The sequence below is a fragment of the Pseudomonas sp. PS01299 genome (genome assembly GCF_029960145.1).
GTDB classification, from domain to species: Bacteria; Pseudomonadota; Gammaproteobacteria; order Pseudomonadales; family Pseudomonadaceae; genus Aquipseudomonas; species Aquipseudomonas putida_A.
On the sequence record NZ_JASCPO010000002.1, the window covers coordinates 1 to 24,488 of the forward strand.

Sequence of the window (24,488 nt, forward strand, 5' to 3'; positions counted from 1 at the left end):
GGGCTTGCTCGCGAAAGCGTCAGTGCGGTCGACATTACGTTGAATGTCAGACCGCCTTCGCGAGCAAGCCCGCTTCCACAGGGAATCTGTGTCACTTGAAAGTCGAGGCCTGCATGTCTTTCGATCTCGCCGCACGCCTTGCTGCCCGCCGTGCCGAAAATCTTTATCGCCAGCGTCCGTTGCTCGAGTCCCCGCAGGGGCCTGAAGTGGTGGTTGACGGGCAGCCGTTGCTGGCGTTCTGTAACAATGACTACCTCGGTCTGGCAAATCACCCGCAGGTGATCGAAGCCTGGCGCGCCGGTGCCGAGCGCTGGGGCGTCGGTGGCGGAGCGTCGCATCTGGTGATCGGCCACAGCGGCCCGCATCACGCACTGGAAGAAGCCCTCGCCGATCTCACCGGCCGGCCGCGTGCGTTGCTGTTCACCACCGGCTACATGGCCAATCTCGGCGCGGTCACGGCGCTGGTCGGGCAGGGCGATACGGTGCTGGAAGATCGCCTCAATCACGCCTCGTTGCTGGATGCCGGTCTGTTGTCCGGCGCGCGTTTCAATCGTTATCTGCACAACGACGCCGACAGCCTGGCCAAGCGCCTGGAGAAAGCCACCGGCAACACGCTGGTGGTCACCGACGGCGTGTTCAGCATGGACGGCGATCTCGCCGATCTGCCGGCGCTGGCCCGCGAGGCCAAGGCCAAGGGCGCGTGGCTGATGGTTGATGATGCCCATGGCTTCGGCCCGCTCGGTGCCAATGGCGGCGGGATCGTCGAGCATTTCGGTTTGAGTCAGGACGATGTGCCGGTGTTGGTTGGCACCCTCGGCAAGGCGTTCGGTACGGCGGGTGCTTTCGTCGCCGGCAGTGAAGAGCTGATCGAAAGCCTGATCCAGTTCGCCCGGCCCTACATCTACACCACCAGCCAGCCACCGGCGCTGGCCTGTGCGACGCTGAAAAGTCTGGAATTACTGCGCACCGAGCATTGGCGGCGTGAGCACCTTAACCTGCTGATCCGCCAATTTCGTCGAGGGGCCGAGCAGATCGGTCTGCAACTGATGGACAGCTTCACCCCGATCCAGCCGATCCTGATCGGCGACGCCGGTCGAGCCGTGCGCCTGTCGCAGATGCTGCGCGAACGCGGCTTGATGGTCACGGCAATCCGTCCGCCTACCGTCCCGGCAGGAAGTGCACGCCTGCGCGTGACCCTGACCGCCGCTCACAGCGAGGCGCAGGTGCAGCTATTGTTAGAAGGACTGGCCGATTGCTTTGCCCAACTGCCGCCGGAGCCAAGCCATGCGTGATCGCCTGATTCTGCTGCCCGGCTGGGGCCTCGGTGTTTCGCCGCTGGAGCCTCTGGCCGCCGCTTTGCAAGGGCTTGACGAGCATCTGCATGTCGAGATCGAGCCGTTGCCGGAGCTCGATTCCAGCGACCTGCAGGACTGGCTCGACGAACTCGATGAACGTATTCCTCAGGACGTGTGGCTGGGCGGTTGGTCGCTGGGCGGCATGCTTGCCTCTGAACTGGCAGCACGGCGCGGCGAGCGTTGCTGCGGTCTGCTGACGCTGGCGAGCAATCCTTCATTTGTCGCCCATGAGCATTGGCCGAGTGCGATGCCGGGCGAGACGTTCGATGCATTTCTCGCCAGTTGCCAGACCGACCCGCGGATGACCCTCAAACGGTTCTCGTTGTTGTGTGCTCAGGGCGCGCCGGACCCGCGCGGCATGTCGCGGCTGCTGCTCGGCGGTGCGCCGAATGCGGCGGCCGAGATCTTGATGGCCGGGCTGGAATTGCTCGCACAGCTGGATACCCGGGAAGCGTTGCAGGCGTTTCGCGGCCCGCAATTGCACCTGTTCGCCGGGCAGGACGGCCTGGTGCCTGCGGAAGCGGCGGGGGCGTTGTTCGCCCTGTTGCCGGATATCGAAATTGGTCTGATCGAACAGGCCAGTCATGCATTTCTTCTGGAAGACCCCCATGGCGTGGCGGGTGCGATCCAGGCTTTTCTACACGAGTGCGGTGATGACTGATTTGTCTCTTGTTGCGCTGCCTGGCGGCTTGCCTGACAAGCGCCAGGTCGCGGCGTCTTTTTCTCGTGCGGCGGCCAGCTACGACAGCGTTGCCGAGTTGCAGCGCGACGTCGGTTCACAGTTGCTGCAGCGTTTGCCGGCAAGTTTTCTGCCGTCAACTTGGCTGGATCTGGGCTGCGGCACCGGCTATTTCACTCGCGCAATGGCCGAGCGATTTGTCGAGGATCATGGTTTGGCACTGGATATCGCCGAGGGCATGCTCAATCACGCCCGTCCTTTGGGTGGTGCGCAGCATTTCATCGCTGGCGATGCGGAACGTCTGCCGTTGCAGGATTCGACCTGTGAGCTGATCTTTTCCAGCCTTGCGGTGCAGTGGTGTGCGGACTTCGAATCGGTGCTCAGTGAGGCTTTTCGCGTACTGAAACCCGGTGGGATTTTTGCGTTTGCTAGTCTTTGTGTAGGGACGTTGTACGAGTTGCGCGACAGCTGGCGGCAGGTCGATGGTCTGGTGCACGTCAACCGCTTCCGCGAATTCGCCCGTTATGAGCAGTTGTGTGCCGCCAGCGGCTTGCGTACGGTGAGTCTGCAGAATCAGGCGCATGTGTTGCACTACCCGGATGTGCGCAGCCTGACTCACGAACTCAAGGCACTCGGCGCGCACAATCTGAACCCCGGTCGGCCGGGTGGCTTGACCGGACGCGCGCGGATTCTTGGGTTGATCGAGGCTTACGAGCAGTTCCGTCAGGCACAGGGATTGCCGGCGACTTACCAGGTGGTCTACGCCGTGTTGGAGAAACCCTTATGAGCGCAGCCTATTTCATCACCGGGACTGACACCGATGTCGGCAAGACCACCGTGGCTGCCGGGTTGCTGCATGCTGCGCGCTCGGCAGGGCTGAGTACGGCGGCGGGGAAACCGGTGGCTTCGGGTTGCGAGGTAACGCCCAGGGGTTTGCGGAATGCCGATGCGCTGGCGCTGCTGGCGGAATGTTCGGTGCCGTTGACTTATCAACAGGTCAATCCGGTGGCATTCGAGCCGGCCATCGCGCCGCATCTGGCCGCGCGTGAGGCCGGTGTCGCGCTGACCGTGCAATCGCTGCTGGCGCCGATGCGCGAAATCCTGGCGCTGAATGCCGATTTCACGTTGATCGAAGGGGCGGGTGGCTGGCGGGTGCCGTTGGCCGATCAGGACAATCTGTCGGATCTGGCCATCGCGTTGAAGCTACCGGTGATTCTGGTGGTGGGTGTGCGCCTGGGCTGCATCAGCCATGCGTTGCTGACGGCCGAGGCAATTGCTCGCGATGGCCTGCAACTGGCGGGTTGGGTGGCCAATATCATCGATCCGAAAACCTCGCGTCTGGAAGAGAATCTGGCGACGCTGGCCGAGCGGATTCCCGCGCCGTGTCTGGGGCGGGTACCGAAACTGAAGTCGCTTAGCGCCGAGGCGGTAGCTGATTATCTGCAACTTGATCTGCTCGATTAATGTTTTTGGCTATGACAAGGCACTGTGCCATCAGTATTTTTGACGGGTGTTTTTCTGGCGCCTCTGCTTCAATGGCAACCATTGATCCTTCCCAAGGATGAGAACTCCCATGGAAATCTCCGGTAACACAGCTTTTTATGCGGGTTTGAGCACGATTCAGACCGGTCAGAACCGTGTTGATCAGGCGGCCAGCCAGATCGCCAACAACACCATCGAGCGCTCGGTCACCAGCCAGTCTTCCGAGGCGCAGGTCGATCGTCTGCGCGGTATCGACCGCAGTCAGCAAATGGATCCGGGCAGCGCCATGGCCGAAATGGCCCAGGGCAAGTTTCAGGTAGAGCTGGGCACCAAGGTCGCCAAGGCTTCCGATGAAATGCTCGGTACGATCATCGATACGTTTGCCTGATTTTTTGCGTCTTCTGCCTGTTGAACGCCGCGCCTTGTCGCGGCGTTTTTCGTTGTAAGTCCTTCTCCCTCAACTAATCTTTTTTCATTGCCCGTGGCGCTTTGCAGTCCATGGCGGTTTGCCGTGTCCGGCATTTGAAAAAAGTCATGACGAACGGCAAAAGATCGACGCTTGACAAGATTTCGGCGTAAACGTATGTTTCAAACAACTGTTTGACCGTCACAACAAATCAACGCGGTCGTTCATTCCCGGTTACATCAGCAGAGGTTTATCGCTATGCCTGACTACAAGGCCCCCTTGCGTGATATTCGCTTCGTTCGTGACGAACTGCTCGGTTACGAAGCGCACTATCAAAGCCTTCCAGCTTGCTCCGAAGCAACGCCGGACATGGTTGACGCCATTCTTGAAGAAGGCGCCAAGTTTTGTGAGCAGGTACTGGCACCGCTGAACCGCGTGGGCGACCTCGAAGGCTGCACCTGGAGCGAGTCCGGCGTGAAAACCCCGACTGGCTTCAAAGAAGCCTACAAGCAATTCGTCGAAGGCGGCTGGCCAAGCCTGGCGCACGACGTCGAGCACGGCGGTCAAGGCCTGCCGGAGTCGCTGGGTCTGGCCGTAAGCGAAATGGTCGGTGAAGCCAACTGGTCGTGGGGCATGTACCCAGGCTTGTCCCACGGCGCGATGAACACCATCTCCGAGCACGGTACCCCTGAGCAGCAAGAAGCCTATTTGACCAAACTGGTTTCCGGCGAGTGGACCGGCACCATGTGCCTGACCGAACCGCACTGCGGCACCGACCTGGGCATGCTGCGCACCAAGGCCGAGCCTCAGGCCGATGGTTCCTACAAGGTTTCCGGGACCAAGATCTTCATCTCGGCCGGTGAACACGACATGGCCGACAACATCGTCCACATCGTACTGGCCCGCCTGCCGGACGCTCCGGCTGGCACCAAAGGCATTTCCCTGTTCATCGTTCCAAAATTCCTGCCGAACGCCGATGGCACCCTCGGTGCGCGCAACGCAGTGAGCTGCGGTTCGCTGGAACACAAGATGGGCATCCACGGCAACGCCACCTGCGTGATGAACTTCGACGGTGCCACCGGTTTCCTGATCGGCCCGGCGAACAAAGGCCTGAACTGCATGTTCACTTTCATGAACACCGCACGTCTGGGTACCGCGCTGCAAGGTCTGGCCCACGCCGAAATCGGCTTCCAGGGTGGCCTGAAATACGCTCGCGATCGTCTGCAAATGCGCTCCCTGACTGGCCCGAAAGCGCCGGACAAGGCCGCTGACCCGATCATCGTGCACCCTGACGTACGTCGCATGCTGTTGACCATGAAGGCCTTCGCCGAAGGCAATCGCGCGATGGTGTACTTCACTGCCAAGCAGGTCGACATCGTCAAATACGGCGTCGACGAAGAAGAGAAGAAGAAAGCCGACGCACTGCTGGCGTTCATGACGCCGATCGCCAAGGCGTTCATGACCGAAGTCGGTTTCGAAGCCGCCAACCACGGCGTGCAGATCTACGGTGGCCACGGCTTCATCGCCGAGTGGGGCATGGAGCAGAACGTTCGCGACAGCCGCATTTCGATGCTGTACGAAGGCACCACCGGTATCCAGGCACTCGACCTGCTGGGCCGTAAAGTGCTGATGACTCAAGGCGAGGCCCTGAAAGGCTTCACCAAGATCGTCCACAAGTTCTGCCAGAACAACGAAGGCAACGAAGCCGTCAAAGAATTCGTTGCGCCGCTGGCTGCACTGAATAAGGAATGGGGCGAGCTGACCATGAAGGTCGGTATGGCTGCCATGAAAGATCGCGAAGAAGTCGGCGCGGCCTCCGTGGACTACCTGATGTACTCCGGTTACGCCTGCCTGGCCTACTTCTGGGCCGACATGGCACGTCTGGCCGCCGAGAAGCTGGCAGAAGGCACCGGCGACGCTGCGTTCTACACCGCCAAGCTGCAAACCGCGCGCTTCTACTTCCAGCGCATCCTGCCACGTACCCGTACCCACGTGGCCACCATGCTGTCGGGCGCCAACAACCTGATGGACATGAAAGAAGAAGACTTCGCACTGGGCTACTAAGCCTCAACGCGGTCTGACGAAAACCGTTGCTCCCTCGGGGGGCAGCGGTTTTTTTGTTGCTGAATCGCTCAGCAACCCGGGTTTTCTGCCGTTAAAGAGACTGCGTGTGATCTGGATCACATTGTGTGTGCTTAACTGGCCACATTGCAGGCACAATGCCATCTCTTTGATATGACGGGTCGGAGCTTTACCCTTGCCGCGTTCTTCTGCTGTACGTTTCAGCCATTTCCTACCTTCACTGCTGTTGTTGCTCGCGGGGTTGGCGGCTGCGTACGTCAAAGACCTCAACGTATTCTTCACTTCGCTGTTCAACGTGTTGCCGACCCTGGTGCTGCTGTTGGGCGGCGCTTACTGTGCGGTTTACCGACGTCAGCGCGAGCTGTTTCTGATGCTCACGGTGTACATCGCCTACTTTTTGCTCGACACCCAGACCGACTATTACCGCGACAATGGCAAAGTGCGCGAAGACGCCGCCGTGGTGTTTCACCTGGTCTGTCTGCTGTTGCCGTTGCTGTTCGGGCTGTTCGCGGCGTGGCAGGAACGCACGCATCTGTTCCAGGACATGGTCGCGCGGTTCGCCGTGTTGCTGGCCTTTGGTAGCGTTGCTCTAGGCCTTGAACAGAGTTATCCGCAGGCGCTGCTGATGTGGCTCTCGGAAATCCGCTGGCCGGCGCTGCACGGCGCCTGGATGAGCCTGATCCAGATGTCCTATCCGGTATTCCTCTCGGCGTTCCTGTTGCTGGCCTGGCAATACTGGCGCAATCCGCGTCCACTGCACGCGGCGCAATTGGTCGGCCTGCTCGGGGTGTTCTGGATGCTGCCGAAAACCTTCATCCTGCCGTTCACCCTGAACATCATGTGCAGTCAGGTGATGCTGATGATTGCCGCTGCCGTGGCGCATGAGGCCTATCAAATGGCCTTCCGCGATGAACTCACCGGTCTGCCGGGGCGGCGCGCGCTCAATGAGCGAATGCAGCGTCTGGGCCGCAACTATGTGCTGGCGATGAGCGACGTTGATCACTTCAAGAAATTCAACGACACCCACGGTCATGATGTCGGTGACCAAGTACTGCGACTGGTCGCCAGCAAGCTGTCGAAAATCAGCGGCGGCGGTAGGGCGTATCGTTATGGAGGTGAGGAATTCGCCTTGGTGTTTGCGGGCAAAACCCTCGAGGAGTGCATGCCGCACCTGGAGGTGATTCGCGAGTCGATTGCCTCCTACAACATCCAGTTGCGCAACCAGGAGAGCCGTCCGCAGGACGATCAGCAAGGTCGTCAGCGTCGTAGCGGCAGCGGTGCTTCCAGTGTTTCGGTCACGGTCAGTATCGGCGTCGCCGAGCGCGTCGAGCAACGGACGCCGGAAGAAGTCCTCAAGTCTGCCGACCAGGCGTTGTACAGCGCTAAGGGCGCCGGGCGTAACTGCGTCATGGCGTTCGGACAGAACCGTCGCGGCGCGGTGCGGATGGACAGCGCCGCTGGCTGACTCAAGCCACACGTCATCACTCAAAAGCCCGCTGATTGCGGGCTTTGTTTTATCTCTGAATGCTGGTGACCAAAAATAACAAATCAGTCACCGGTTGACCCTATGTGTCGCAAAAGTTGTTGAGGTACACTCGGCCTCAACGAAAACACTCTTCCACGAATCACCTGTTTAGATCTTGCGAGGTTTGCCATGGCTGACTACAAAGCGCCGCTGCGCGATATGCGCTTCGTCCTCAATGAAGTATTCGAAGTCGCCAAACTCTGGGCCGAACTGCCGGCCTTGGCCGAGACTGTCGATGCAGAAACCGTAGAAGCCATTCTCGAAGAAGCCGGCAAGGTCACCAGCAAAAGCATCGCCCCCCTGAGCCGTGCGGCCGACGAAGAAGGCTGCCACTGGAAGGACGGTGCCGTCAGCACCCCGGCCGGTTTCCCACAGGCCTATCAGACTTACGCTGAAGGCGGCTGGGTCGGTGTCGGTGGCGATCCGGCCTACGGCGGCATGGGCATGCCCAAGGCCGTTTCGGCTCAAGTAGAAGAGATGGTCAACTCCGCCAGCCTGTCGTTCGGTCTGTATCCGATGCTGACCGCCGGCGCCTGCCTGTCGATCAACGCCCACGCCAGCGAAGAGCTGAAGGCCGCCTACCTGCCGAACATGTACGCCGGCATCTGGGCCGGTTCCATGTGCTTGACCGAGCCGCACGCCGGCACCGACCTAGGCATCATCCGCACCAAGGCCGAACCGCAGGCCGACGGTTCCTACAAGGTCAGCGGCACCAAGATCTTCATCACCGGCGGTGAGCACGACCTGACCGAGAACATCATCCACCTGGTGCTGGCGAAACTGCCCGACGCACCGGCTGGCCCGAAGGGCATCTCGCTGTTCCTGGTGCCGAAGTTCATGGTCAACGCCGATGGCAGCCTGGGCGCGCGCAACCCGGCCAACTGCGGTTCGATCGAACACAAGATGGGCATCCAGGCATCCGCGACCTGCGTGATGAACTTCGACGAAGCTGTGGGCTATCTGGTCGGCGAGCCGAACAAGGGCCTGGCGGCGATGTTCACCATGATGAACTACGAGCGTCTGGGCGTCGGTATTCAAGGTCTGGCCAGCGGTGAGCGTTCCTATCAGAACGCCGTCGAATATGCGCGCGATCGTCTGCAGAGCCGTTCGCCGACCGGCGCGCAGAACAAGGACAAGGTCGCCGACCCGATCATCGTCCACCCGGACGTGCGTCGCATGCTGCTGACCATGAAAGCCTCGAACGAGGGCGGTCGCGCCTTCTCCACTTACGTGGCGATGCAACTCGACACCGCCAAGTTCAGCGAAGACTCGACCACTCGCAAGCGCGCAGAAGACCTGGTCGCACTGTTGACTCCGGTGGCCAAGGCATTCCTCACCGACCTGGGCCTGGAAACCACCGTGCACGGCCAGCAGATTTTTGGCGGCCACGGCTACATCCGCGAGTGGGGCCAGGAGCAACTGGTGCGTGACGTGCGAATCACCCAGATTTACGAAGGCACCAACGGCATTCAGGCGCTGGACCTGGTCGGGCGCAAGATCGTCGGCAGCGGCGGCGCGTTCTACAAGCTGTTCGCTGACGAGATCCGCCACTTCACCGCAACCGCCAGCACTGACCTCGGCGAATTCACCAAGCCGCTCAACGATGCCGTCAGCACCCTCGACGAGCTGACGGCGTGGCTGCTGGATCGGGCGAAAACCAATCCGAACGAAATCGGCGCAGCCTCGGTCGAATATCTGCAAGCGTTCGGCTACACCGCTTATGCCTACATGTGGGCACTGATGGCGAAAGCCGCGCTGGGCAAAGAAGCCCAGGAGGATTTCTACGCCAGCAAGCTGGGTACCGCACGCTTCTATTTCGCCCGTCTGCTGCCGCGTATCCACTCGCTGAGCGCGTCGGTGAAGGCGGGTAGCGAATCGCTGTTCCTGCTGAATGCTGAGCAGTTCTGATGATGTAACGTCATGTAAGCATTCTCTTACATGACGTGCTGCTGTTCTCCCATAGGCGTAGATTGGATCCACAGCTAATCTACAACTCATGGACGTCGCGCAGGAAGCGCAAAGCAACAACACGGACACGTAGGATTCTGCCAGGGTGGCGGAGTGAAATGGATGTCAGGGAAACAGTCTGCAAAGCCCCGCTTCGGCGGGGTTTTCTTTTGCCTGCAGAAAAGTTTTCAGGCCAGCGGATCCAGTGGCGGCGCGACTTTAAGCGGTTTGTCCTCACGCTGAATCACTTCTTCCAGCAATGTGCGCAGTAACGCCAAAGACGCCTGCTGGCGTTGCACATCGCGGCACACCAGCCCAACCTTCAGCGGCACCCGTGGTTCGCTCAACGGCTTCCACAACAGATCCTCATCGTCGTATTCCTTCTGTGAACGCCCGGGCAGCACCGTCGCCAGTTTGGTGTGCGGCAGACTGTCGAGAATCCCCAGCATATTGTTCAGCTCGGCCTGTACTTGCGGGCGCCTACCCAGGCTGGTCAACTGAGCCTGCCAGATCTGTCGGATCTGAAACTCTTCGCCCAGCAGCAACATCGGCAATTCCGCTGCCTGCCGCATCGAGACCTTCTTGAATTCACGCAGCGGGTGATCCGCCGGGATGACCAGCGTCAGTTCGTCCTCGTACAGCATCACGCCATGCAGCCCCGGTTGGCGCGGCGGCAGGTAGCTGATGCCGATGTCCAGTGAGCCGTTGAGCAAACGGCGCTCGATCTCCAGCCCCGTCAGTTCATAGATCTGCACCACAAGATGCGGCTGCGCCTTGCGCACCCGTTCGAGCATTTGCGGCACAAGGCTGGTGTGCACGGTTTGCAGTACGCCGATCGCCAGCGTGCGCAAGGCCTGCCCCTTGAAGTTGCCCAGCGCTTCCCGCGCCCGCTGCAAACCGTCGAGCAGCGGCAGGGCGTGGTTGTACAGCGTGTGCGCGGCAAGGGTCGGCAACAGGCGTTTGCTGCTGCGTTCGAACAGCGTGACGTCGAGGTTCTGTTCGAGCTGGCGAATCTGCTGCGACAGCGCCGGTTGCGAAATCGACAGGCGTTCGGCGGCCCGACCGACATGGCCCTCTTCGTAGACCGCGACGAAATAACGCAGTTGTTTGAAATCCATAAGTAATACTTATCGAAAATGCTGGTAAATCGAAATGGCCCGAAGCCGTCAGTGAGCCTAGTCTAACCGCAATCACAAGGCTTACAGGGCCAGAGAGCGCGATGAATAGCGTTTGCTTCGACAATGTTTGCATAGGCGGTTCAAAAAACCTCAAGCGAGGTTTTTTGCAATGAATCTGTTCAGTCTGCGGCGTCAGGCGCCGAGTCTCGATGACCTCGCTTTCGAGGCCGGTCCACCCCAGGCAGGCGATAGCCTGAATGCCGAGCGACTGATGCCCAGCGTCGAGCGACCGGCGCAGGTCTTCGTGCGTGGCCAGGGATCCTGGTTGTGGGACAGCAACGACCGCGCTTATCTCGACTTCTCCCAGGCCGGCGGCGCCAACAGCCTCGGCCACAGCCCTTCGGCGCTGGTCAAAGCCATCGCCAGTCAGGCCCAGGCGCTGATCAATCCCGGTTTCAATCTGCACAACCGCGGCATGCTCAGCCTTGCCGAACGCCTGTGCGCCAGCACCTCCAGCGATCAGGCTTACCTGCTCAACAGCGGCAGCGAGGCCTGTGAGGCAGCGATCAAACTGGCGCGCAAATGGGGCCAACTGCATCGTGGCGGCGCCTCGCGGATCATTGTTGCGAAGCAGGGTTGCCATGGCCGCAGCCTGGCAACGATTTCCGCCTCGGACAGTTGCAACCTGCACAACCGCTTCGCACCGTTGCTGCCGGGTTTCGATCTGGTGCCGTTCAACGATTTGCCGGCGCTGCATGCGGCTGTCGATGCGCAAACCGTGGCGATCATGCTCGAACCGATCCAGAGCGATGCCGGGGTGATTCCGGCCACCGAGCATTACCTCAAAGGCGTCGAGCGTCTGTGCCGAGAATTGGGCATTTTGCTGATCCTCGACGAAGTGCAGACCGGCATCGGGCGCTGCGGCACATTGCTCGCCGAACAGTCCTACGGCGTGCGCGCCGATATCGTTGTGCTCGGCAAAGGCCTCGGCGGCGGTGTTCCTCTGGCGGCGTTATTGGCCCGTGGCAAGGCCTGCTGTTTTGACGCCGGTGAACTGGGCGGCACTCATCACGGCAACGCGCTGATGACAGCGGCCGGTCTGGTGGTGCTTGATAGCGTGCAGGATCGGGTATTTCTCGAGCAGGTCAAAGACCTCGGCCAGCACCTGCGCGAAGGTCTAGCTCGATTGGCACACCGCTACGGGCATGGCGAACTGCGTGGTCAAGGTCTGTTCTGGGGATTGAGCCTGTCAGAGGATTCCGCTGATGCCGTAGTCAATGCCGCCTTGCACGAAGGCCTGCTGCTCAACGCGCCGCAAGCCAACTGCCTGCGTTTCACCCCGGCACTCAGCGTCAGCAAGGCCAACATCGACGAAATGCTCCTTCGCCTGGCCCGCGCCTTCTCGCGAGTGCGTACCGCGCAACTGCAATGCCGCAAAGGGATTGCCGTCTGAGCTGAAGTTTCCTACCCGATTTGAAGAACCGTCTCGCGGTATAACGCACGCCCCACGCCTGATTCTTTTGGCGTGGGGCGTTTTTTTGTGCCCGATGGTGGCGATCAAATGGCGTTTGCACTGAACCCTGAAGAACGGCGCAGGTCGATTAGCTTGTATGGCTCATGTGAGCCAACCCCCATTCAGGAGCTGACCCATGGACTTCATTCGTATCATCATCGCTATTCTGTTGCCGCCACTGGGTGTGTTTCTGCAGGTCGGGTTCGGCGGGGCGTTCTGGCTGAACATTCTGCTGACGCTGTGCGGTTACATTCCGGGGATCGTGCATGCGGTGTACATCATCGCCAAGCGCTGAGTTCAGCGGCACCAGATAGATAGCTTTCGCGAGCAGGCTCGCTCCCACAGGGGATTTGTGTTGTGAACACGGTCAACTGTAGGAGTGAGCCTGCTCGCGATAGGGGCACCGCTATTTTGAAATGTAAATGCGGCGCTTAGTCCGCCAACCCCATCACCCGCCGATAAAACTTCCACTCCTGCTCCAGCGCATGCGCTTGATTCACCGCGCGGCGAAAGCCATGGCGCTCCTCGGCGTAGTAATGCGCCTCGACCGGGATGCCGTTTTGCTCCAGCGCCGCGACCATGTCGCGGGTCTGTTGCGGCACCACCACCGCATCCAGTTCACCCTGGAAGAAAATCACCGGCACACGGATGTTGCTCGCATGCAGTAGCGGCGTGCGGGCGGCGTAGCGCTCGGCATCCTGTCCGGGATCGCCGATCAGCCAGTCGAGATAATCACCTTCAAACTTGTGGGTCGCCCGGGCGAGTGCCACCGGGTCGCTGACGCCATAGAGGCTGGCGCCCGCGCGGAACACCTGCTGAAACGCCAACGCGCATAACGTGGTGTAACCCCCGGCGCTGCCGCCGCGGATAAACGCGCGCTCGCCGTCGATCAGACCTTGCTCGGCCAGATATGCCACCACTGCGCAGGCGTCCTCGACATCCACCTCACCCCAACCCAGATGCAACGCCTGACGGTATTCGCGGCCATAACCGCTGCTGCCGCGATAGTTGAGATCGGCGACGGCGAAGCCGCGTTGCGTCCAGTACTGAATGCGCGGGTCGAGCATCGGGTAGCAGGCCGAGGTCGGACCGCCGTGGATGAACACCATCAGTGGCGGTCGCACTTCATCGTTCATCGCCGGATAAAAGAAGCCGTGAGCCTCACCGCTGCCGCTCGGGTAGCGCAAGGTCTGCGGACGGCTGATGCGCTCCGCTGGCAAAGGTGCAACACCCCCGGCCAGCACTTGCACCGAGTGGGTGGTGCGATCAATAGCGATCACGGCCGAAGGACTGATGGGCGAGGCGGCGATGCAGTAGATGAATTGCTGATCCAGCGCCAGATGCCGAAAGCGGCTGTAGTCGCCGGTAAAGTCTTCGCCGTCGAGCGCCAGGCGACCAAAACCGCCTTCGCTCCAACTTGCCAGAAACGAATCGCCTACCGGCAACCAGGTACTGCCACCCATCTGCCACGGGGCGGGCGCATGATCGGCTTCGGCACAGGGCAGTCGCTGCAAACCGTCGGACGTTTCGCCCCACGGCTGCCAGAATCCGCCGCGATCAGTCAGGCACAACAGGCGTCCTTTCGCGTCAAATCGCGGTTGCTGGATCGACTCTTCAAGGTCAGCCCCCGCCACGCAATGCGGTGCGCCGAAGCCACCCTCAGCCAGACGCTCGGCAACCATCAATCGGGTGGATGTCCAAGGCTGATGCGGCCGACTCCACTCGATCCAGGCCAGTCGCGAACCGTCCGGGCTGATGGTCGGCGCAGCGTAAAAGTCAGCACCTTCCGCCAGCAAATGCCGCGTGCCATCAGCCAGATCAATCGCTACCAGCCGATGCTGGTCGCGCAGTTCCTCGACCGCCAGCACTTGGCCGAACGCAAAATGCAGATCGCCATAACGACACTCGCCAGAAGTCAGCACCTCGGGCGCGCCATCCAGCGCCTGCCGATACAACTGCTGATCCGCCTCATTGACGAAAACCACCCCGTCCGGCGTCAGACAAAACGCGCCACCGCCATATTCGTACACCCGGCTACGCACGCTGAAGCCATCCGGCGTCAGACATTTCGCCGCGCCGTCGCGCCAGTGCCAGATCCGGCACGCAGCATCTTCGGGGCGATATTCATTCCAGAACAAACCGTGGGCACCGAGTTGCAGTTCGGCGAAATCCATTCCGGCGGCGACAGCCTGGGCGGCGCTGAAAGGCTCAGCCCTTGGCGATGAGGCGTGAGTTTCGTTCATTACGGAAGGCCAGTTGTTCGATGGTCTGAGTGGCGGTCTCGGCTTCTTCGCGGGCCTTGAGAATCACGCCGTGATGGTCGGACTTGCTGCACACCGGGTCGGCATTGCTCGCGTCCCCCGTGAGCATGAACGCCTGACAGCGGCAGCCGCCGAAGTCCTGTTCCTTCTCGTCGCAGGAGCGGCATGGCTCGGGCATCCAGTCGTAACCGCGAAAGCGGTTGAAGCCGAACGAGTCGTACCAGATATGCTGCATGCTGTGGTCGCGCACGTTGGGAAATTGTACCGGCAGCTGTCGGGCGCCATGACAGGGCAGGGCAGTGCCGTCCGGGGTAACCGTCAGAAAGATGCTGCCCCAGCCGTTCATGCAGGCTTTCGGGCGTTCTTCGTAGTAGTCCGGGGTGACGAAAATCAGCTTGCACGGATGCCCTTCGGCTTCCAGTTTGGCGCGGTATTCGTTGGTGATGCGTTCGGCGCGCACCAGTTGCTCTTTGGTCGGCAACAGGCCGACACGGTTGAGCTGTGCCCAGCCGTAGAACTGGCAGGTGGCGAGTTCGACGAAGTCCGCTTCGAGCGCAATACACAGCTCGATGATGCGGTCGATCTTGTCGATGTTGTGCCGGTGGGTGACGAAGTTCAGCACCATCGGATAGCCGTGGGCCTTCACTGCACGAGCCATTTCCAGTTTCTGCGCGAAGGCTTTTTTCGAGCCGGCGAGCAGGTTGTTCACTTGCTCGTCGCTGGCCTGGAAACTGATCTGGATGTGATCGAGACCAGCCTTTTTGAAGTCGCTGATCTTCTGCTCGGTGAGGCCGATGCCGGAAGTGATCAGGTTGGTGTAGAAACCCAACTGTCGCGCTTCACGGATCAGTTCGGCGAGGTCTTGACGTACCAGCGGTTCGCCACCGGAAAAGCCCAGTTGCGCCGCGCCCATCTCCCGCGCTTCGCGGAACACCTTGATCCACTGCTCGGTGCTCAGCTCTTTGCCCTGCTCGGCGAAATCCAGCGGATTGGAGCAGTACGGGCATTGCAGCGGGCAGCGGTAAGTCAGCTCGGCGAGCAACCACAGCGGCAGGCCGACTTCAGGTTTTGGCGGTACTTGCACCGATGCCTCAGGCAAGTTCGATCCAGTGCTGCGCACGGGCAACCTCCATGAATTGCTCGATGTCTTCACCGAGCTCGGGCACGCCGGGGAACTGCTCGTCGAGTTTGGCGATGATCGCCGCGACATCGCGTTCACCGTCGATCAAACCGCCGATCAGCGCGGCGCTGTCGTTGAGCTTGATCATGCCCTCGGGGTAGAGCAGCACGTGACCTTTTTGCGCCGGTTCGTACTGGAAACGGTAGCCGGGACGCCAGGTCGGGATCTTGCTGCGATCAAAACTCATAGGGTGATTCCTTTGTGCCAGACCCGCTGCTCGGTGACGCTGTGATACGGCGGGCGGTTCAGTTCGTAAGCCATGCTCATGGCATCGAGCATGCTCCAAAGAATGTCCAGTTTGAACTGGAGAATTTCCAGCATGCGCTCCTGACCCTCGCGGGTCTTGTAGTGCTCGAGCGTGATCGCCAGACCGTGCTCGACATCGCGCCGCGCTTGACCCAGGCGAGTGCGGAAATATTCGTAACCGGCCGGGTCGATCCACGGGTAATGCTGCGGCCAGCTGTCGAGACGCGACTGGTGGATCTGCGGCGCGAACAGTTCGGTCAGCGAGCTGCTGGCGGCTTCCTGCCAACTGGCGCGGCGGGCGAAGTTGACGTAAGCGTCGACGGCGAAACGCACGCCGGGCAGCACCAGTTCCTGGGAGCGCAGCTGATCCGGGTCGAGGCCGACCGCCTGACCGAGACGCAGCCAGGCTTCAATGCCACCGTCTTCACCGGGGGCGCCGTCGTGGTCGAGCAGGCGTTGAATCCACTCGCGACGGATCTCGCGATCCGGGCAATTAGCGAGGATCGCCGCGTCTTTCAGGGGGATGTTCACCTGATAGTAGAAGCGGTTGGCGACCCAGCCCTGAATCTGCTCGCGGGTGGCCCGGCCTTCGTACATCGCCACGTGATACGGGTGGTAGATGTGGTAGTAGGCGCCTTTGGCGCGCAGGGCGGCTTCGAATTCGCTGGGGGACAGCGGGGTGTCGGTCATTGCGGTTCTCCGGGGGAACAACCGTTGGAATTCTGGGTGTCTGTTCGGACGTCTTCGCGAGCAAGCCCGCTCCCACAGGGTTTGTGAACGCCACAGATCCAATGTGGGAGCGGGCTTGCTCGCGAAGAGGCCATCCGCTACAGCACAATACTCATGCCGTCATAAGCCACTTCAACATTACGCCGCGCCAGCTCCGCGCGCTCCGGCGAATCTTCATCGAGAATCGGGTTGGTGTTGTTGATGTGGATAAGCACCTTGCGCTGCTCGGGCAACTGCTCCAGCACTTCGAGCATGCCGCCGGGGCCGTTCTGCGCCAGGTGGCCCATCTCGCGACCGGTGCGGGTGCCGACGCCGCGGCGCTGCATTTCATCGTCATCCCACAGCGTTCCGTCCACCAGCAGGCAATCACTGGCGGCCATGATTTCCAGCAGCGATGCGTCGACTTTGCCCAGCCCCGGTGCATAGAACAGTTTGCCGCCGGTGTTCATGTCTTCGACGATCAGGCCGATGTTGTCGCCCGGGTGCGGGTCGAAACGGTGCGGCGAATACGGTGGCGCGGCGCTGCGCAACGGCAGCGGGGTGAAGCGCAGGTTCGGGCAGGCAGCGACAGTGAAGCTCTGGTCGAGCTCGATGCGATTCCAGCTCAAACCGCCGTTCCAGTGGGTAAGCATCTTGAACAGCGGGAAACCGGTGCTCAAATCTTCGTGAACCATGTCCGTGCACCAGACCTGATGCGGGCAGCCTTCGCGCAGGCTGAGCAGGCCGGTGGTGTGGTCGATCTGGCTGTCCATCAGGATGATCGCGCTGATGCCGGTGTCGCGCAGTGCACGGCCCGGTTGCATCGGGGCGAAGCTCTGCAGTTGCGCGCGGATGTCCGGCGAAGCATTGCACAGCACCCAGTTCACGCCATCATCGGAAATTGCGATGGACGATTGGGTGCGGGCCTTGGCATTCAGGCTGCCGTCGCGAAAGCCTGCGCAATTGACGCAGTTGCAGTTCCACTGCGGAAATCCGCCACCGGCGGCCGAACCCAGAATCTGGACGAACATGAACGCTCCCATCTTTCAACGCTGAAAATAAAACGCCCCGGCGAGCCGAGGCGTTGCACTGCAAGTCTGCGTAGGCAGAACTCAGCGGCTGGCGAAGTACATGGTGACTTCGAAGCCGATACGCAGGTCGGTGTAAGCCGGTTTTGTCCAGGACATAGGGTGACTCCTCATTGGGTGGGTGGGATAGCGCTGTCCATAGTTATAGTCCACGGCAGCGCAGGGATGTTCCAAATAGTTAGGCTGCTATGTTACTCAAAATTTCAACGGTATTGCCCGTGAATCTTTGAGAAAGCTCCTTGCAGCCTGGGTAATGATCATTTTGTCGCTTGCCACGGCGCGCCGGGTGACGATTCGCTGGCCAGGCAGCGCCAGCCGCCCTTGGCGTTGAGCAAGCGCTGCGCTGCCTCCAGCAATGTTGAGCGTTTCAGTTGACCAATGGCTGTGTGCAGTTGCGCCAGATAATCCGACGAGTGGCCGGCGAGCTTGGCCTGCCACAGCAGCTCGGCGGCGTCCTTGTCGGACAGATGATTCTCAGCGAACTGATCTGTGAGTGACTGGCGTTGCTGGTTGAAGTCCTCTTCATCGAGGTTTTCGATCAGCGCAGGAATGCCCTCGAGGAACTGCTGGATATGCCCAAGCAGTTCAACGGGCGCAGTATTTGGCGACTGCACACCAAACAGCAATCCACTCTGGCCATGCATCTGCCGCAGGGCGCTGAACACCGCGTAGCCCAATTGCAATTCGACTCGCAGGCGTTGATAGAACGGTGTCTGACACAGCTGCGCGAGCAAGCGCCAGGCGGCTTCGTCGGCGATCTCGCGGCTGGCGGTCGGGCAGAACAGCAGCAAGGCGTGTTCGCTGGACACGCTATCGATGTGGCTCCACAGATGTTGCGTATTGATCGTCGGCGCTGCCGGCAATTGATTGTCCGGTGTGCCGGGGATGCGGCTCAGGGCCAGGCCCATGGCCGATTGCGTCTGTGTGTTGAGGCCAAGGGCCAGTCCGTCCCAGCGCGAAGTTGTCCACAGCTGTTTGACGTCGTGCGACTCGACGGCCGATGACAGACAATATTCAGGCAACGCCTTGAGCAACTGGCGGATCGGTATCAACGGTGTTTCTGCCTCTGCGCTCGCTGAATCGGCGTCAATTTGCGTCAGACATTTCAGCGCGTGCTCCAGGACACTGGGCATCGGCTCCTGCAAGCCCGTCAGTTTCAGCAGCCACTGAGTGCCGGTGGCACTGAACGCCAACTCGACGCCGGCCTGCCGCGCGTCTTCCTGCGTTTCCCGCAGACTGCGTCGCAGCTTGCCTTGCAGATCTGTGCCGGCCGCCGCCTGCGTTTGCCAACGCAAGTAAATCGCGCCGTGGTCGCTATGATCCGGCAACGCCTGGCTGAACTGCATCGGCGAACGCTCACGCCGACCGCGCGAGCGATCCTGAGCGAAAGTCCGCAAGCCACGATGGGCGCTGGTCTGGCCGCGAATCAGGCCGGCGTTGGCCAGCGGCTCGTTGGAGCCTAGAAAAGGATTGGCGGCAGGCAGGTGCCAATGGTCGCTGAAGTTATCCACAACACCGATTTCGCGCAGGATCTGTTTGAGCGCGACCACGCCGTTTTCCGACAGACCGTTTTCGCGTTGTTCACTGTCGAGCCGCGCCAGTTGCAGGGCGCCGCTGATTTGCTGCTGACGCTCACGCAGCTTGGTGTATTCCTCGCGCAACGCTGCCCAGTCCTGTTGCGCGGCAAAGAAGCTCAACCAGTCCAGAAACTGTTCACGAATGGCGCTGAAGGATTCGGCTGGGGTGGTGAATTGCAGATGCAGCAGCGCTTGTCCGGCGAACTGATACAGCGGCACGGCTTTCAAACCGTCCGCGAGGCGTTGTTGCTGCAAATGGGCGAGCAGCCCGCCGGGCTTGGCGATGTTCAGCCAATGGCAGAGAAACGCCAGCGCTTCGGCGGACGAGTCGGGCAGCGCTTCGAAAGCGAACAACAGATTGCCGCTTCGCTCGCCGACCTGTTGATAACTTTTTACCGCCAATGGCAGCGGCGCTGTTTGCTCGACCTTATTCCCAACCGGCAGCGTGGCGGCGAACTGCTGCGCCAGTACGCGCAATTCCTCGATGCTCTGCGGCCCGACCAGGCTCAGCGTCATTTGTCCGGTGCGATAAAACTGCCGGTGGAAATCTTTCAGCGCCTGTTGAAACGCTGGTAACTCAACTTTCAGGCTGTCGCGATTTCCCGCATGAAACCCGCGCAGCGGATGTGTGGCCGGCAATCCCTCGTACAGCGCCAGTTCCTGCTGAGCCGTGGGATCTTGCGACCACGCGACAAATTCTGCGTCCAGCACTTCGCGTTCGCGCAACTGATCGTGCGGATTCATACGCGGCTGGGCGAGCATGTCTGACAGGCGCTCGAGCCCGGCACTGAAGGCCGAGGTCGGCAGTTCGAAGAAAAAGTCGGTGGTGCGTTCACGGGTACTGGCATTCACTTGGCCACCGTGACTTTGCACGTAGGCCATCAGCGCCTGACTCGCAGGAAAACGCTCAGTGCCGAGAAACAGCAAATGCTCAAGAAAATGCGCCAGCCCCGGCCACTCCAGTGGCACATCATGGCTACCGGCCGCCACCCGCAACGCAGCGGCGCTGCGCTTCAAGCCGGGCACCTGACGCAGGGTCACGCGCAAGCCGTTTGGCAGGGTTTCAGTGTGGGGGCGGGGGTGAGTCGGCGCAGGCATGGGCACTTCCAGAACAGTGAAGTGCCAATGCTAGCGGATTGGGTGGGGTCAGCGCTTGTTCAACGCATGGTAAAGCTCGGGACGACGGTCGTTGAGGTAGCGATTGGCGGCGCGGGAATCGGCCATCAACTGTCGATCCAGCTCACCGACGATCAACGCTTCATCAATTCCGGCCTGGGCGATACGGCTGCCGTCCGGCGCGGCGATGCTGCTTTGTCCGCAATAGTGGATCTCGCCTTCCTGCCCGCAATAATTGGCGTACGCCACGTAACACTGGTTTTCGAAGGCACGGGAACGCACGGTAACGTCAGCGACGAAATCGAACGGAATCATGTTTGCCGTCGGCACCAGAATCAGCTCGGCACCGGCCAGGGCCAGACGTCGCGCGTTCTCCGGAAACTCCAGGTCGTAGCAGATCAGAAAACCGAGCTTCCAGCCGTTGAGTTCAACCACCGGAAAATCATCTTCGCCGGGGCTGAACATCGATCGATCGAGATCGCCGAACAGATGAGTCTTGCGGTAATTGCACAGGCGCTCGCCGTGCGCGTCGATCAATTGCACGGCGTTGTAGATCTGCCCGTCGGCCGTGCGCTCGGGGTAACCGTAAGCAATTGCCAGCCCGGCGGCTTTGGCGATTCGACCGATCTGTTGCGCCCATTCACCGTTGTAGACCTCGGCCAGTGTACTGACTGCCTCGGCGCCGATGTTGTAGCCGGTCAGGAACATCTCCGGCAGCACCAGCAGGTCGGCACCCTTGGCCTCCATTGCCAGTTGCTGCAGGCGATGCAGGTTGGCGGCGGGTTCCAGGGGCAGCGGTGGACATTGGTAAAGGGCTACACGCATCGGGGATTCCTCTTACTCGGGCAGGGCGATAGGGCCGATGTCTTTGAACACATCACCCGGGCCCGGGTTCTCTTTATGTGTCGAACCGCCGAAATGCTTCATGATCCCCCACACGGCGTTGAGCGACGTCTGCACCGCGCCTTCGACCCACGCCGGGGTCCACGATACGTCGTCACCGGCGATGAAAATCCCCCGCTGCTCCGCGGGCATGTCGTCCTGCATGAAGTGCGCGTACATGCGCTGGTTGTAGCGATAGTGGCCGGGCAGGGCGCCTTTGAATGCACCGAGGAAGTACGGGTCGGCTTCCCACGACACGGTGATCGGATCGCCGATGATCCGCGCGGCGATATCGACTTTCGGATAGATCTTCTTCAGCGCGTTCAACGCCAGCTCTACGCGTTTTTCCACCGGGTGCGGCAGCATCTTCAGTGCATCGCTCATCCACGAGTAGGACAGGCAGATCACCCCCGGCTTATCGTCACCGTTGTCGAACAGATAGGTGCCGCGGGTCAGGCGATCGGTGAGGGTCATGCTCATCAGGTCGCGACCGGTTTCCGGGTCCTTGTCCTTCCAGAATGGCCGGTCGACCATCACGAAGGTCTTCGACGACTGCATGTAGCGCGTGCGATCCAGCGCCATCCACATCTTCTGCGAGAACAGGGTTTCGTCGCATTCGATCTGCGTGGTCAGTAGCCAGCTCTGGCAGGTGGTCAGCACGGCGGCGTATTCGCGGGTGTCGCCGTTGTTGTCGGTGACGGCGAAACGGCCGTCCGGGGCGTGAGCGATTTTCTTCACGCCGGAACGTGGCGCGCCACGGTGCAGGGATTTCAGACTGGTGCCTTCAGGCCAGTGCACGCAGCGCTCCGGCACATGCCGCCAGATGCCTTGCGGCACTTGTTCCACACCGCCAACCACCAGATGCTGGTGATCGTCGCAGTTGGTCATCACCACGCGGAAGATTTCCAGCATCGAATTGGGGAAGTCCGAGTCCCAGCCGCCGGTACCGAAGCCGACCTGACCGAACACTTCGCGGTGATGGAATGACAGTTTGGCGAAGGCTTTGGAAGTGGCCACGAAGTCGTAGAACGTGCGGTCGTCCCACAGTGGAACGAGTTTATTCCACAGTTCTTTGAGGCGTGGTACGTCGCGCTCACGGATCGCTTGCTGGATATCAGCGAACTGCGAGCCAGCCTCCAGTGCATCCGCCCAGGCGTCAGCCACTTCCTGGAACAGTGCAGGAAGATCCTTCAGGCTTTGTGCGTAATGGGTTTTGCCTTCGAGGTCGATCACGGTGCTGCCGGAAGCCGGCGTCAGCGGGTTCGGGAAAGGTTTTGTCTCAAGACCGAGCTTGTCGACGTAGTGGTAGAACGCAGTAGAGGACACCGGGAAACGCATGCCGCCCAGCTCCGCGACGATGCCATCGGTGCCGTTGAACGCTTGCGAACGCAGGCGGCCACCCAATTTCGAGGCCTCGTACACCACTGGTTTCAAGCCGAGCTTCATCAGTTCATAGGCGGCCACCAGACCTGCGATACCGGCGCCGACAATCGCCACTTCAGCGCCGTGCTGGTGTTCCGGAATGCTGCCGAGACCGGCCGGGTGTTCGATCCAGTCGTCGAAGGCGAACGGAAAGTCCGGGCCGAAAATGGTGACGGGTTTCTTACCGTCTGCAGGATGGCGATTGTTCTTGTTCATGGCTGACCTTGCTGGCGACCCGACGCAGGATGCGCGTCTGAGTATAGGAAAAGATGCCAGCCATTCTAGGGAGCGTAGAACACGTTAATAAGACGCAAAGTGTCGTCGTTTTGCCAGTTAATTGATCAATATGACGATTAATGACTGCATTCCGACCAAATGTAGGAGTGAGCCTGCTCGCGATGAGGCCATCAAGCTCACCAGCGCTCAAACCGGCTGCCCCCGATCAATCTTGCTGCTCAAAATGATCGAAGTCGTGGTCTTCTCAACCCCATCCACCCCGCCAATCTGATCCAGCAATTGATCCAGTTGCTCCGGCGAGTCGGTGCGCAGCCACGCCACATAATCAAATTCGCCACTCACCGCACACAACTGCTGCACCTGCGCCATCGCGCTCAACCGGCGCAATACCTCTTTGCCGGAACGCGGCTGCACCTTGATCCCGACATACGCCTGCAACCCGCCATCGACCACGCGCTGCCCCAGACGCACGCCGTAACCGGTGATCACTTTGGCTTTTTCCAGCCGCGCCAGTCGCGACGTCACTGTGGTGCGCGCAATGCCCAATTGGCGGGCAAGCATGGCCACGCTCTCGCGAGCGTTGATTTGCAGGGCGGCGATTAGCTGCCGGTCGATTTCATCGAGCACGGGCGGGCGGATGTCGGGCAAGGACGGCTCCATAGGGCGCGGATCTTGGAGCGAGCATGTTACAGGCTCAACCGACGAGACGCTTGTGGGCGGTAATCGAATGATTGGCCAACGGGGCGCGAAGAGTGGACAGAAAAATCCGCGTAATTGCGCGGATTTTTATGCGTTGGATTGACCGTTATCTGGCCATTCTGCGTAAGGCTTGATCGATAAGTTCGATCTGGAAGCGGTATCGGAGATTTACGCGTTTGAGCAATACCGCTCCTATTGAAAGACCGAGTACCAAGGCAATGATCATCAATAAGGCGCTATCACCCCAGTTTCCGCTCACAGGTCCGGCCAACAAGGTCTTACTGATCCAGGGGAAACCGCCGAATTTTTCCGCGCAGACGTAGGCCGTTCCCAGCAGAGCAAGGGCTGCAGCTTTTTCTCCAAAAAACAGGGCGACACGCGCTTCTGCTCGATTGATTCTGAGTTCGAGCCAATACTTTGCATCTAGAAGTGCCACTTCCGAATGAGGTTCAAGTGAATCTACCAACGCATTCTCGTGTCTGACATCGGCAATCATGCTTTTCAAGGTGATGGTCTCCCATCGGAAAAGCGCGTAGACCAGTGCCGCCATGGGTGTAAGCAGTGACAGCAAAGTAGATATTGTCGAGAAGAACACAAGATAGAGAGCCAGATATTTGGCCTCTTCCGGCAACGGAGTCTGCGACGTATGCCAGTAGGCCATGCAGGCCGCGACGGCCATCCCGGCACCGCCGAGAATGAGACACCAATTGGCAAATTTCTCCGCATTCACTTCGAGTCTGCTACGCCGTGCAGATGCCTTCAGGGGTCTGCATGTACTCAAGTGTTCAAGAACTTTGATGGTATCGTCGATGTGTATTTCTGGAAGTTCCTTTTCCATTACGCTCATTGCATGCTCCGTTGCGATTTGATTTTACGTATGACCCGCAGGCACCACTCACATCCAGGTGGATGGGGTCGACTGAGTGGCTGACGAGACACAAAAACAAAAAAGGCCTATGCCATCA

22 protein-coding genes are annotated in these 24,488 nt (G+C 60.3%); 10 read left to right on the plus strand and 12 right to left on the minus strand.

What is annotated here, in order from left to right; all coding sequences use genetic code 11:
- Window positions 1–113 precede the first annotated feature (113 nt).
- The 8 genes from bioF (at window position 114) to QMX91_RS00900 (ending at window position 9,437) form a co-directional block, all read left to right on the plus strand.
- On the plus strand, window positions 114–1,292 hold the full coding sequence (gene bioF, locus QMX91_RS00865) for an 8-amino-7-oxononanoate synthase (protein ID WP_098968458.1): 1,179 nt from the start codon (window positions 114–116) through the stop codon (window positions 1,290–1,292).
- A complete protein-coding gene (locus tag QMX91_RS00870; RefSeq protein WP_282412125.1) occupies window positions 1,285–2,016 on the plus strand; it encodes an alpha/beta fold hydrolase in 732 nt (243 codons plus the stop codon). Before bioF ends, QMX91_RS00870 begins: the two co-directional genes overlap by 8 nt.
- Window positions 2,009–2,821 carry a malonyl-ACP O-methyltransferase BioC gene (gene bioC / locus QMX91_RS00875; RefSeq protein ID WP_282412126.1) on the plus strand — a complete coding sequence of 271 codons (813 nt, stop codon included), beginning with the start codon at window positions 2,009–2,011 and terminating at the stop codon, window positions 2,819–2,821. Before QMX91_RS00870 ends, bioC begins: the two co-directional genes overlap by 8 nt.
- Complete coding sequence (gene bioD / locus QMX91_RS00880) at window positions 2,818–3,498, plus strand: dethiobiotin synthase (protein ID WP_282412127.1); 681 nt, start codon at window positions 2,818–2,820, stop codon at window positions 3,496–3,498. Before bioC ends, bioD begins: the two co-directional genes overlap by 4 nt.
- Window positions 3,499–3,607: 109 nt before the next feature.
- Window positions 3,608–3,904, plus strand: a complete 297-nt coding sequence (locus tag QMX91_RS00885; RefSeq protein ID WP_003228898.1) for a hypothetical protein — start codon at window positions 3,608–3,610, stop codon at window positions 3,902–3,904.
- A 276-nt stretch (window positions 3,905–4,180) separates the two neighbouring features.
- Window positions 4,181–5,986 (plus strand): phenylacyl-CoA dehydrogenase, encoded by a 1,806-nt coding sequence (locus QMX91_RS00890; protein WP_027610694.1) that lies wholly within the window; start codon window positions 4,181–4,183, stop codon window positions 5,984–5,986.
- A gap of 193 nt (window positions 5,987–6,179) precedes the next feature.
- On the plus strand, window positions 6,180–7,469 hold the full coding sequence (locus QMX91_RS00895; protein ID WP_098965935.1) for a GGDEF domain-containing protein: 1,290 nt from the start codon (window positions 6,180–6,182) through the stop codon (window positions 7,467–7,469).
- A 189-nt stretch (window positions 7,470–7,658) separates the two neighbouring features.
- Entirely contained in the window at window positions 7,659–9,437 is a 1,779-nt protein-coding gene (locus QMX91_RS00900; protein WP_282412128.1) for an acyl-CoA dehydrogenase C-terminal domain-containing protein, read from the plus strand.
- A 227-nt stretch (window positions 9,438–9,664) separates the two neighbouring features.
- On the opposite strand, the gene QMX91_RS00905 is transcribed toward QMX91_RS00900, so the two are convergent.
- Entirely contained in the window at window positions 9,665–10,594 is a 930-nt protein-coding gene (locus QMX91_RS00905; RefSeq protein WP_282412129.1) for a LysR family transcriptional regulator, read from the minus strand.
- A 169-nt stretch (window positions 10,595–10,763) separates the two neighbouring features.
- Here QMX91_RS00905 and QMX91_RS00910 point away from each other — a divergent pair, with 169 nt between their 5' ends.
- Both QMX91_RS00910 and QMX91_RS00915 read left to right on the plus strand, forming a co-directional pair.
- Window positions 10,764–12,047: an aminotransferase class III-fold pyridoxal phosphate-dependent enzyme gene (locus QMX91_RS00910; RefSeq protein ID WP_223006917.1), complete on the plus strand. Its 1,284-nt coding sequence runs from the start codon at window positions 10,764–10,766 to the stop codon at window positions 12,045–12,047.
- Window positions 12,048–12,243: 196 nt separating this feature from the next.
- Window positions 12,244–12,402, plus strand: coding sequence for a YqaE/Pmp3 family membrane protein (locus QMX91_RS00915; RefSeq protein ID WP_003228885.1), 159 nt, complete (start codon window positions 12,244–12,246; stop codon window positions 12,400–12,402).
- 136 nt (window positions 12,403–12,538) lie between these two features.
- Here QMX91_RS00915 and QMX91_RS00920 read toward each other — a convergent pair whose 3' ends face one another.
- From QMX91_RS00920 to QMX91_RS00970, 11 genes are all read right to left on the minus strand, one after another.
- Window positions 12,539–14,350, minus strand: coding sequence for a S9 family peptidase (locus QMX91_RS00920; RefSeq protein WP_282412130.1), 1,812 nt, complete (start codon window positions 14,348–14,350; stop codon window positions 12,539–12,541).
- The gene (pqqE, locus tag QMX91_RS00925) at window positions 14,316–15,488 is read right to left on the minus strand and encodes a pyrroloquinoline quinone biosynthesis protein PqqE (protein ID WP_097089108.1); all 1,173 of its coding nucleotides are present in this window, start codon (window positions 15,486–15,488) and stop codon (window positions 14,316–14,318) included. The genes QMX91_RS00920 and pqqE overlap by 35 nt, the downstream gene beginning before the upstream one ends.
- The gene (pqqD, locus tag QMX91_RS00930; RefSeq protein ID WP_003228880.1) at window positions 15,460–15,735 is read right to left on the minus strand and encodes a pyrroloquinoline quinone biosynthesis peptide chaperone PqqD; all 276 of its coding nucleotides are present in this window, start codon (window positions 15,733–15,735) and stop codon (window positions 15,460–15,462) included. Before pqqD ends, pqqE begins: the two co-directional genes overlap by 29 nt.
- Complete coding sequence (gene pqqC / locus QMX91_RS00935) at window positions 15,732–16,484, minus strand: pyrroloquinoline-quinone synthase PqqC (RefSeq protein ID WP_096796665.1); 753 nt, start codon at window positions 16,482–16,484, stop codon at window positions 15,732–15,734. The genes pqqD and pqqC overlap by 4 nt, the downstream gene beginning before the upstream one ends.
- A gap of 137 nt (window positions 16,485–16,621) precedes the next feature.
- Window positions 16,622–17,533, minus strand: a complete 912-nt coding sequence (pqqB, locus tag QMX91_RS00940) for a pyrroloquinoline quinone biosynthesis protein PqqB (RefSeq protein ID WP_282412131.1) — start codon at window positions 17,531–17,533, stop codon at window positions 16,622–16,624.
- Between the two features lie 81 nt (window positions 17,534–17,614).
- Window positions 17,615–17,689, minus strand: a complete 75-nt coding sequence (pqqA, locus tag QMX91_RS00945; RefSeq protein WP_003422658.1) for a pyrroloquinoline quinone precursor peptide PqqA — start codon at window positions 17,687–17,689, stop codon at window positions 17,615–17,617.
- 158 nt (window positions 17,690–17,847) lie between these two features.
- Complete coding sequence (pqqF, locus tag QMX91_RS00950; RefSeq protein WP_282412132.1) at window positions 17,848–20,265, minus strand: pyrroloquinoline quinone biosynthesis protein PqqF; 2,418 nt, start codon at window positions 20,263–20,265, stop codon at window positions 17,848–17,850.
- Between the two features lie 48 nt (window positions 20,266–20,313).
- Window positions 20,314–21,108, minus strand: coding sequence for a carbon-nitrogen hydrolase family protein (locus QMX91_RS00955; protein ID WP_282412133.1), 795 nt, complete (start codon window positions 21,106–21,108; stop codon window positions 20,314–20,316).
- Window positions 21,109–21,120: 12 nt separating this feature from the next.
- Window positions 21,121–22,803 (minus strand): NAD(P)/FAD-dependent oxidoreductase, encoded by a 1,683-nt coding sequence (locus tag QMX91_RS00960; protein WP_282412134.1) that lies wholly within the window; start codon window positions 22,801–22,803, stop codon window positions 21,121–21,123.
- Between the two features lie 207 nt (window positions 22,804–23,010).
- Window positions 23,011–23,472, minus strand: a complete 462-nt coding sequence (locus QMX91_RS00965; protein WP_025108603.1) for an Lrp/AsnC family transcriptional regulator — start codon at window positions 23,470–23,472, stop codon at window positions 23,011–23,013.
- Window positions 23,473–23,629: 157 nt separating this feature from the next.
- Window positions 23,630–24,370: a hypothetical protein gene (locus tag QMX91_RS00970; protein ID WP_134787475.1), complete on the minus strand. Its 741-nt coding sequence runs from the start codon at window positions 24,368–24,370 to the stop codon at window positions 23,630–23,632.
- Window positions 24,371–24,488 lie beyond the last annotated feature (118 nt).

Excerpts from the sequence above, each read along its gene's own strand:
- QMX91_RS00870 (WP_282412125.1), top strand. The coding sequence starts at position 1,285 with ATGCGTGATCGCCTGATTCTGCTGCCCGGCTGGGGCCTCGGTGTTTCG.
- QMX91_RS00960 (WP_282412134.1), bottom strand. The coding sequence starts at position 22,803 with ATGAACAAGAACAATCGCCATCCTGCAGACGGTAAGAAACCCGTCACC.
- pqqB (WP_282412131.1), bottom strand. The coding sequence starts at position 17,533 with ATGTTCGTCCAGATTCTGGGTTCGGCCGCCGGTGGCGGATTTCCGCAG.
- QMX91_RS00915 (WP_003228885.1), top strand. The coding sequence starts at position 12,244 with ATGGACTTCATTCGTATCATCATCGCTATTCTGTTGCCGCCACTGGGT.
- QMX91_RS00970 (WP_134787475.1), bottom strand. The coding sequence starts at position 24,370 with ATGAGCGTAATGGAAAAGGAACTTCCAGAAATACACATCGACGATACC.
- pqqF (WP_282412132.1), bottom strand. The coding sequence starts at position 20,265 with ATGCCTGCGCCGACTCACCCCCGCCCCCACACTGAAACCCTGCCAAAC.
- pqqC (WP_096796665.1), bottom strand. The coding sequence starts at position 16,484 with ATGACCGACACCCCGCTGTCCCCCAGCGAATTCGAAGCCGCCCTGCGC.
- QMX91_RS00955 (WP_282412133.1), bottom strand. The coding sequence starts at position 21,108 with ATGCGTGTAGCCCTTTACCAATGTCCACCGCTGCCCCTGGAACCCGCC.
- QMX91_RS00890 (WP_027610694.1), top strand. The coding sequence starts at position 4,181 with ATGCCTGACTACAAGGCCCCCTTGCGTGATATTCGCTTCGTTCGTGAC.
- QMX91_RS00905 (WP_282412129.1), bottom strand. The coding sequence starts at position 10,594 with ATGGATTTCAAACAACTGCGTTATTTCGTCGCGGTCTACGAAGAGGGC.
- bioC (WP_282412126.1), top strand. The coding sequence starts at position 2,009 with ATGACTGATTTGTCTCTTGTTGCGCTGCCTGGCGGCTTGCCTGACAAG.
- bioD (WP_282412127.1), top strand. The coding sequence starts at position 2,818 with ATGAGCGCAGCCTATTTCATCACCGGGACTGACACCGATGTCGGCAAG.
- pqqD (WP_003228880.1), bottom strand. The coding sequence starts at position 15,735 with ATGAGTTTTGATCGCAGCAAGATCCCGACCTGGCGTCCCGGCTACCGT.
- QMX91_RS00920 (WP_282412130.1), bottom strand. The coding sequence starts at position 14,350 with ATGAACGAAACTCACGCCTCATCGCCAAGGGCTGAGCCTTTCAGCGCC.
- QMX91_RS00900 (WP_282412128.1), top strand. The coding sequence starts at position 7,659 with ATGGCTGACTACAAAGCGCCGCTGCGCGATATGCGCTTCGTCCTCAAT.
- QMX91_RS00885 (WP_003228898.1), top strand. The coding sequence starts at position 3,608 with ATGGAAATCTCCGGTAACACAGCTTTTTATGCGGGTTTGAGCACGATT.
- QMX91_RS00910 (WP_223006917.1), top strand. The coding sequence starts at position 10,764 with ATGAATCTGTTCAGTCTGCGGCGTCAGGCGCCGAGTCTCGATGACCTC.
- bioF (WP_098968458.1), top strand. The coding sequence starts at position 114 with ATGTCTTTCGATCTCGCCGCACGCCTTGCTGCCCGCCGTGCCGAAAAT.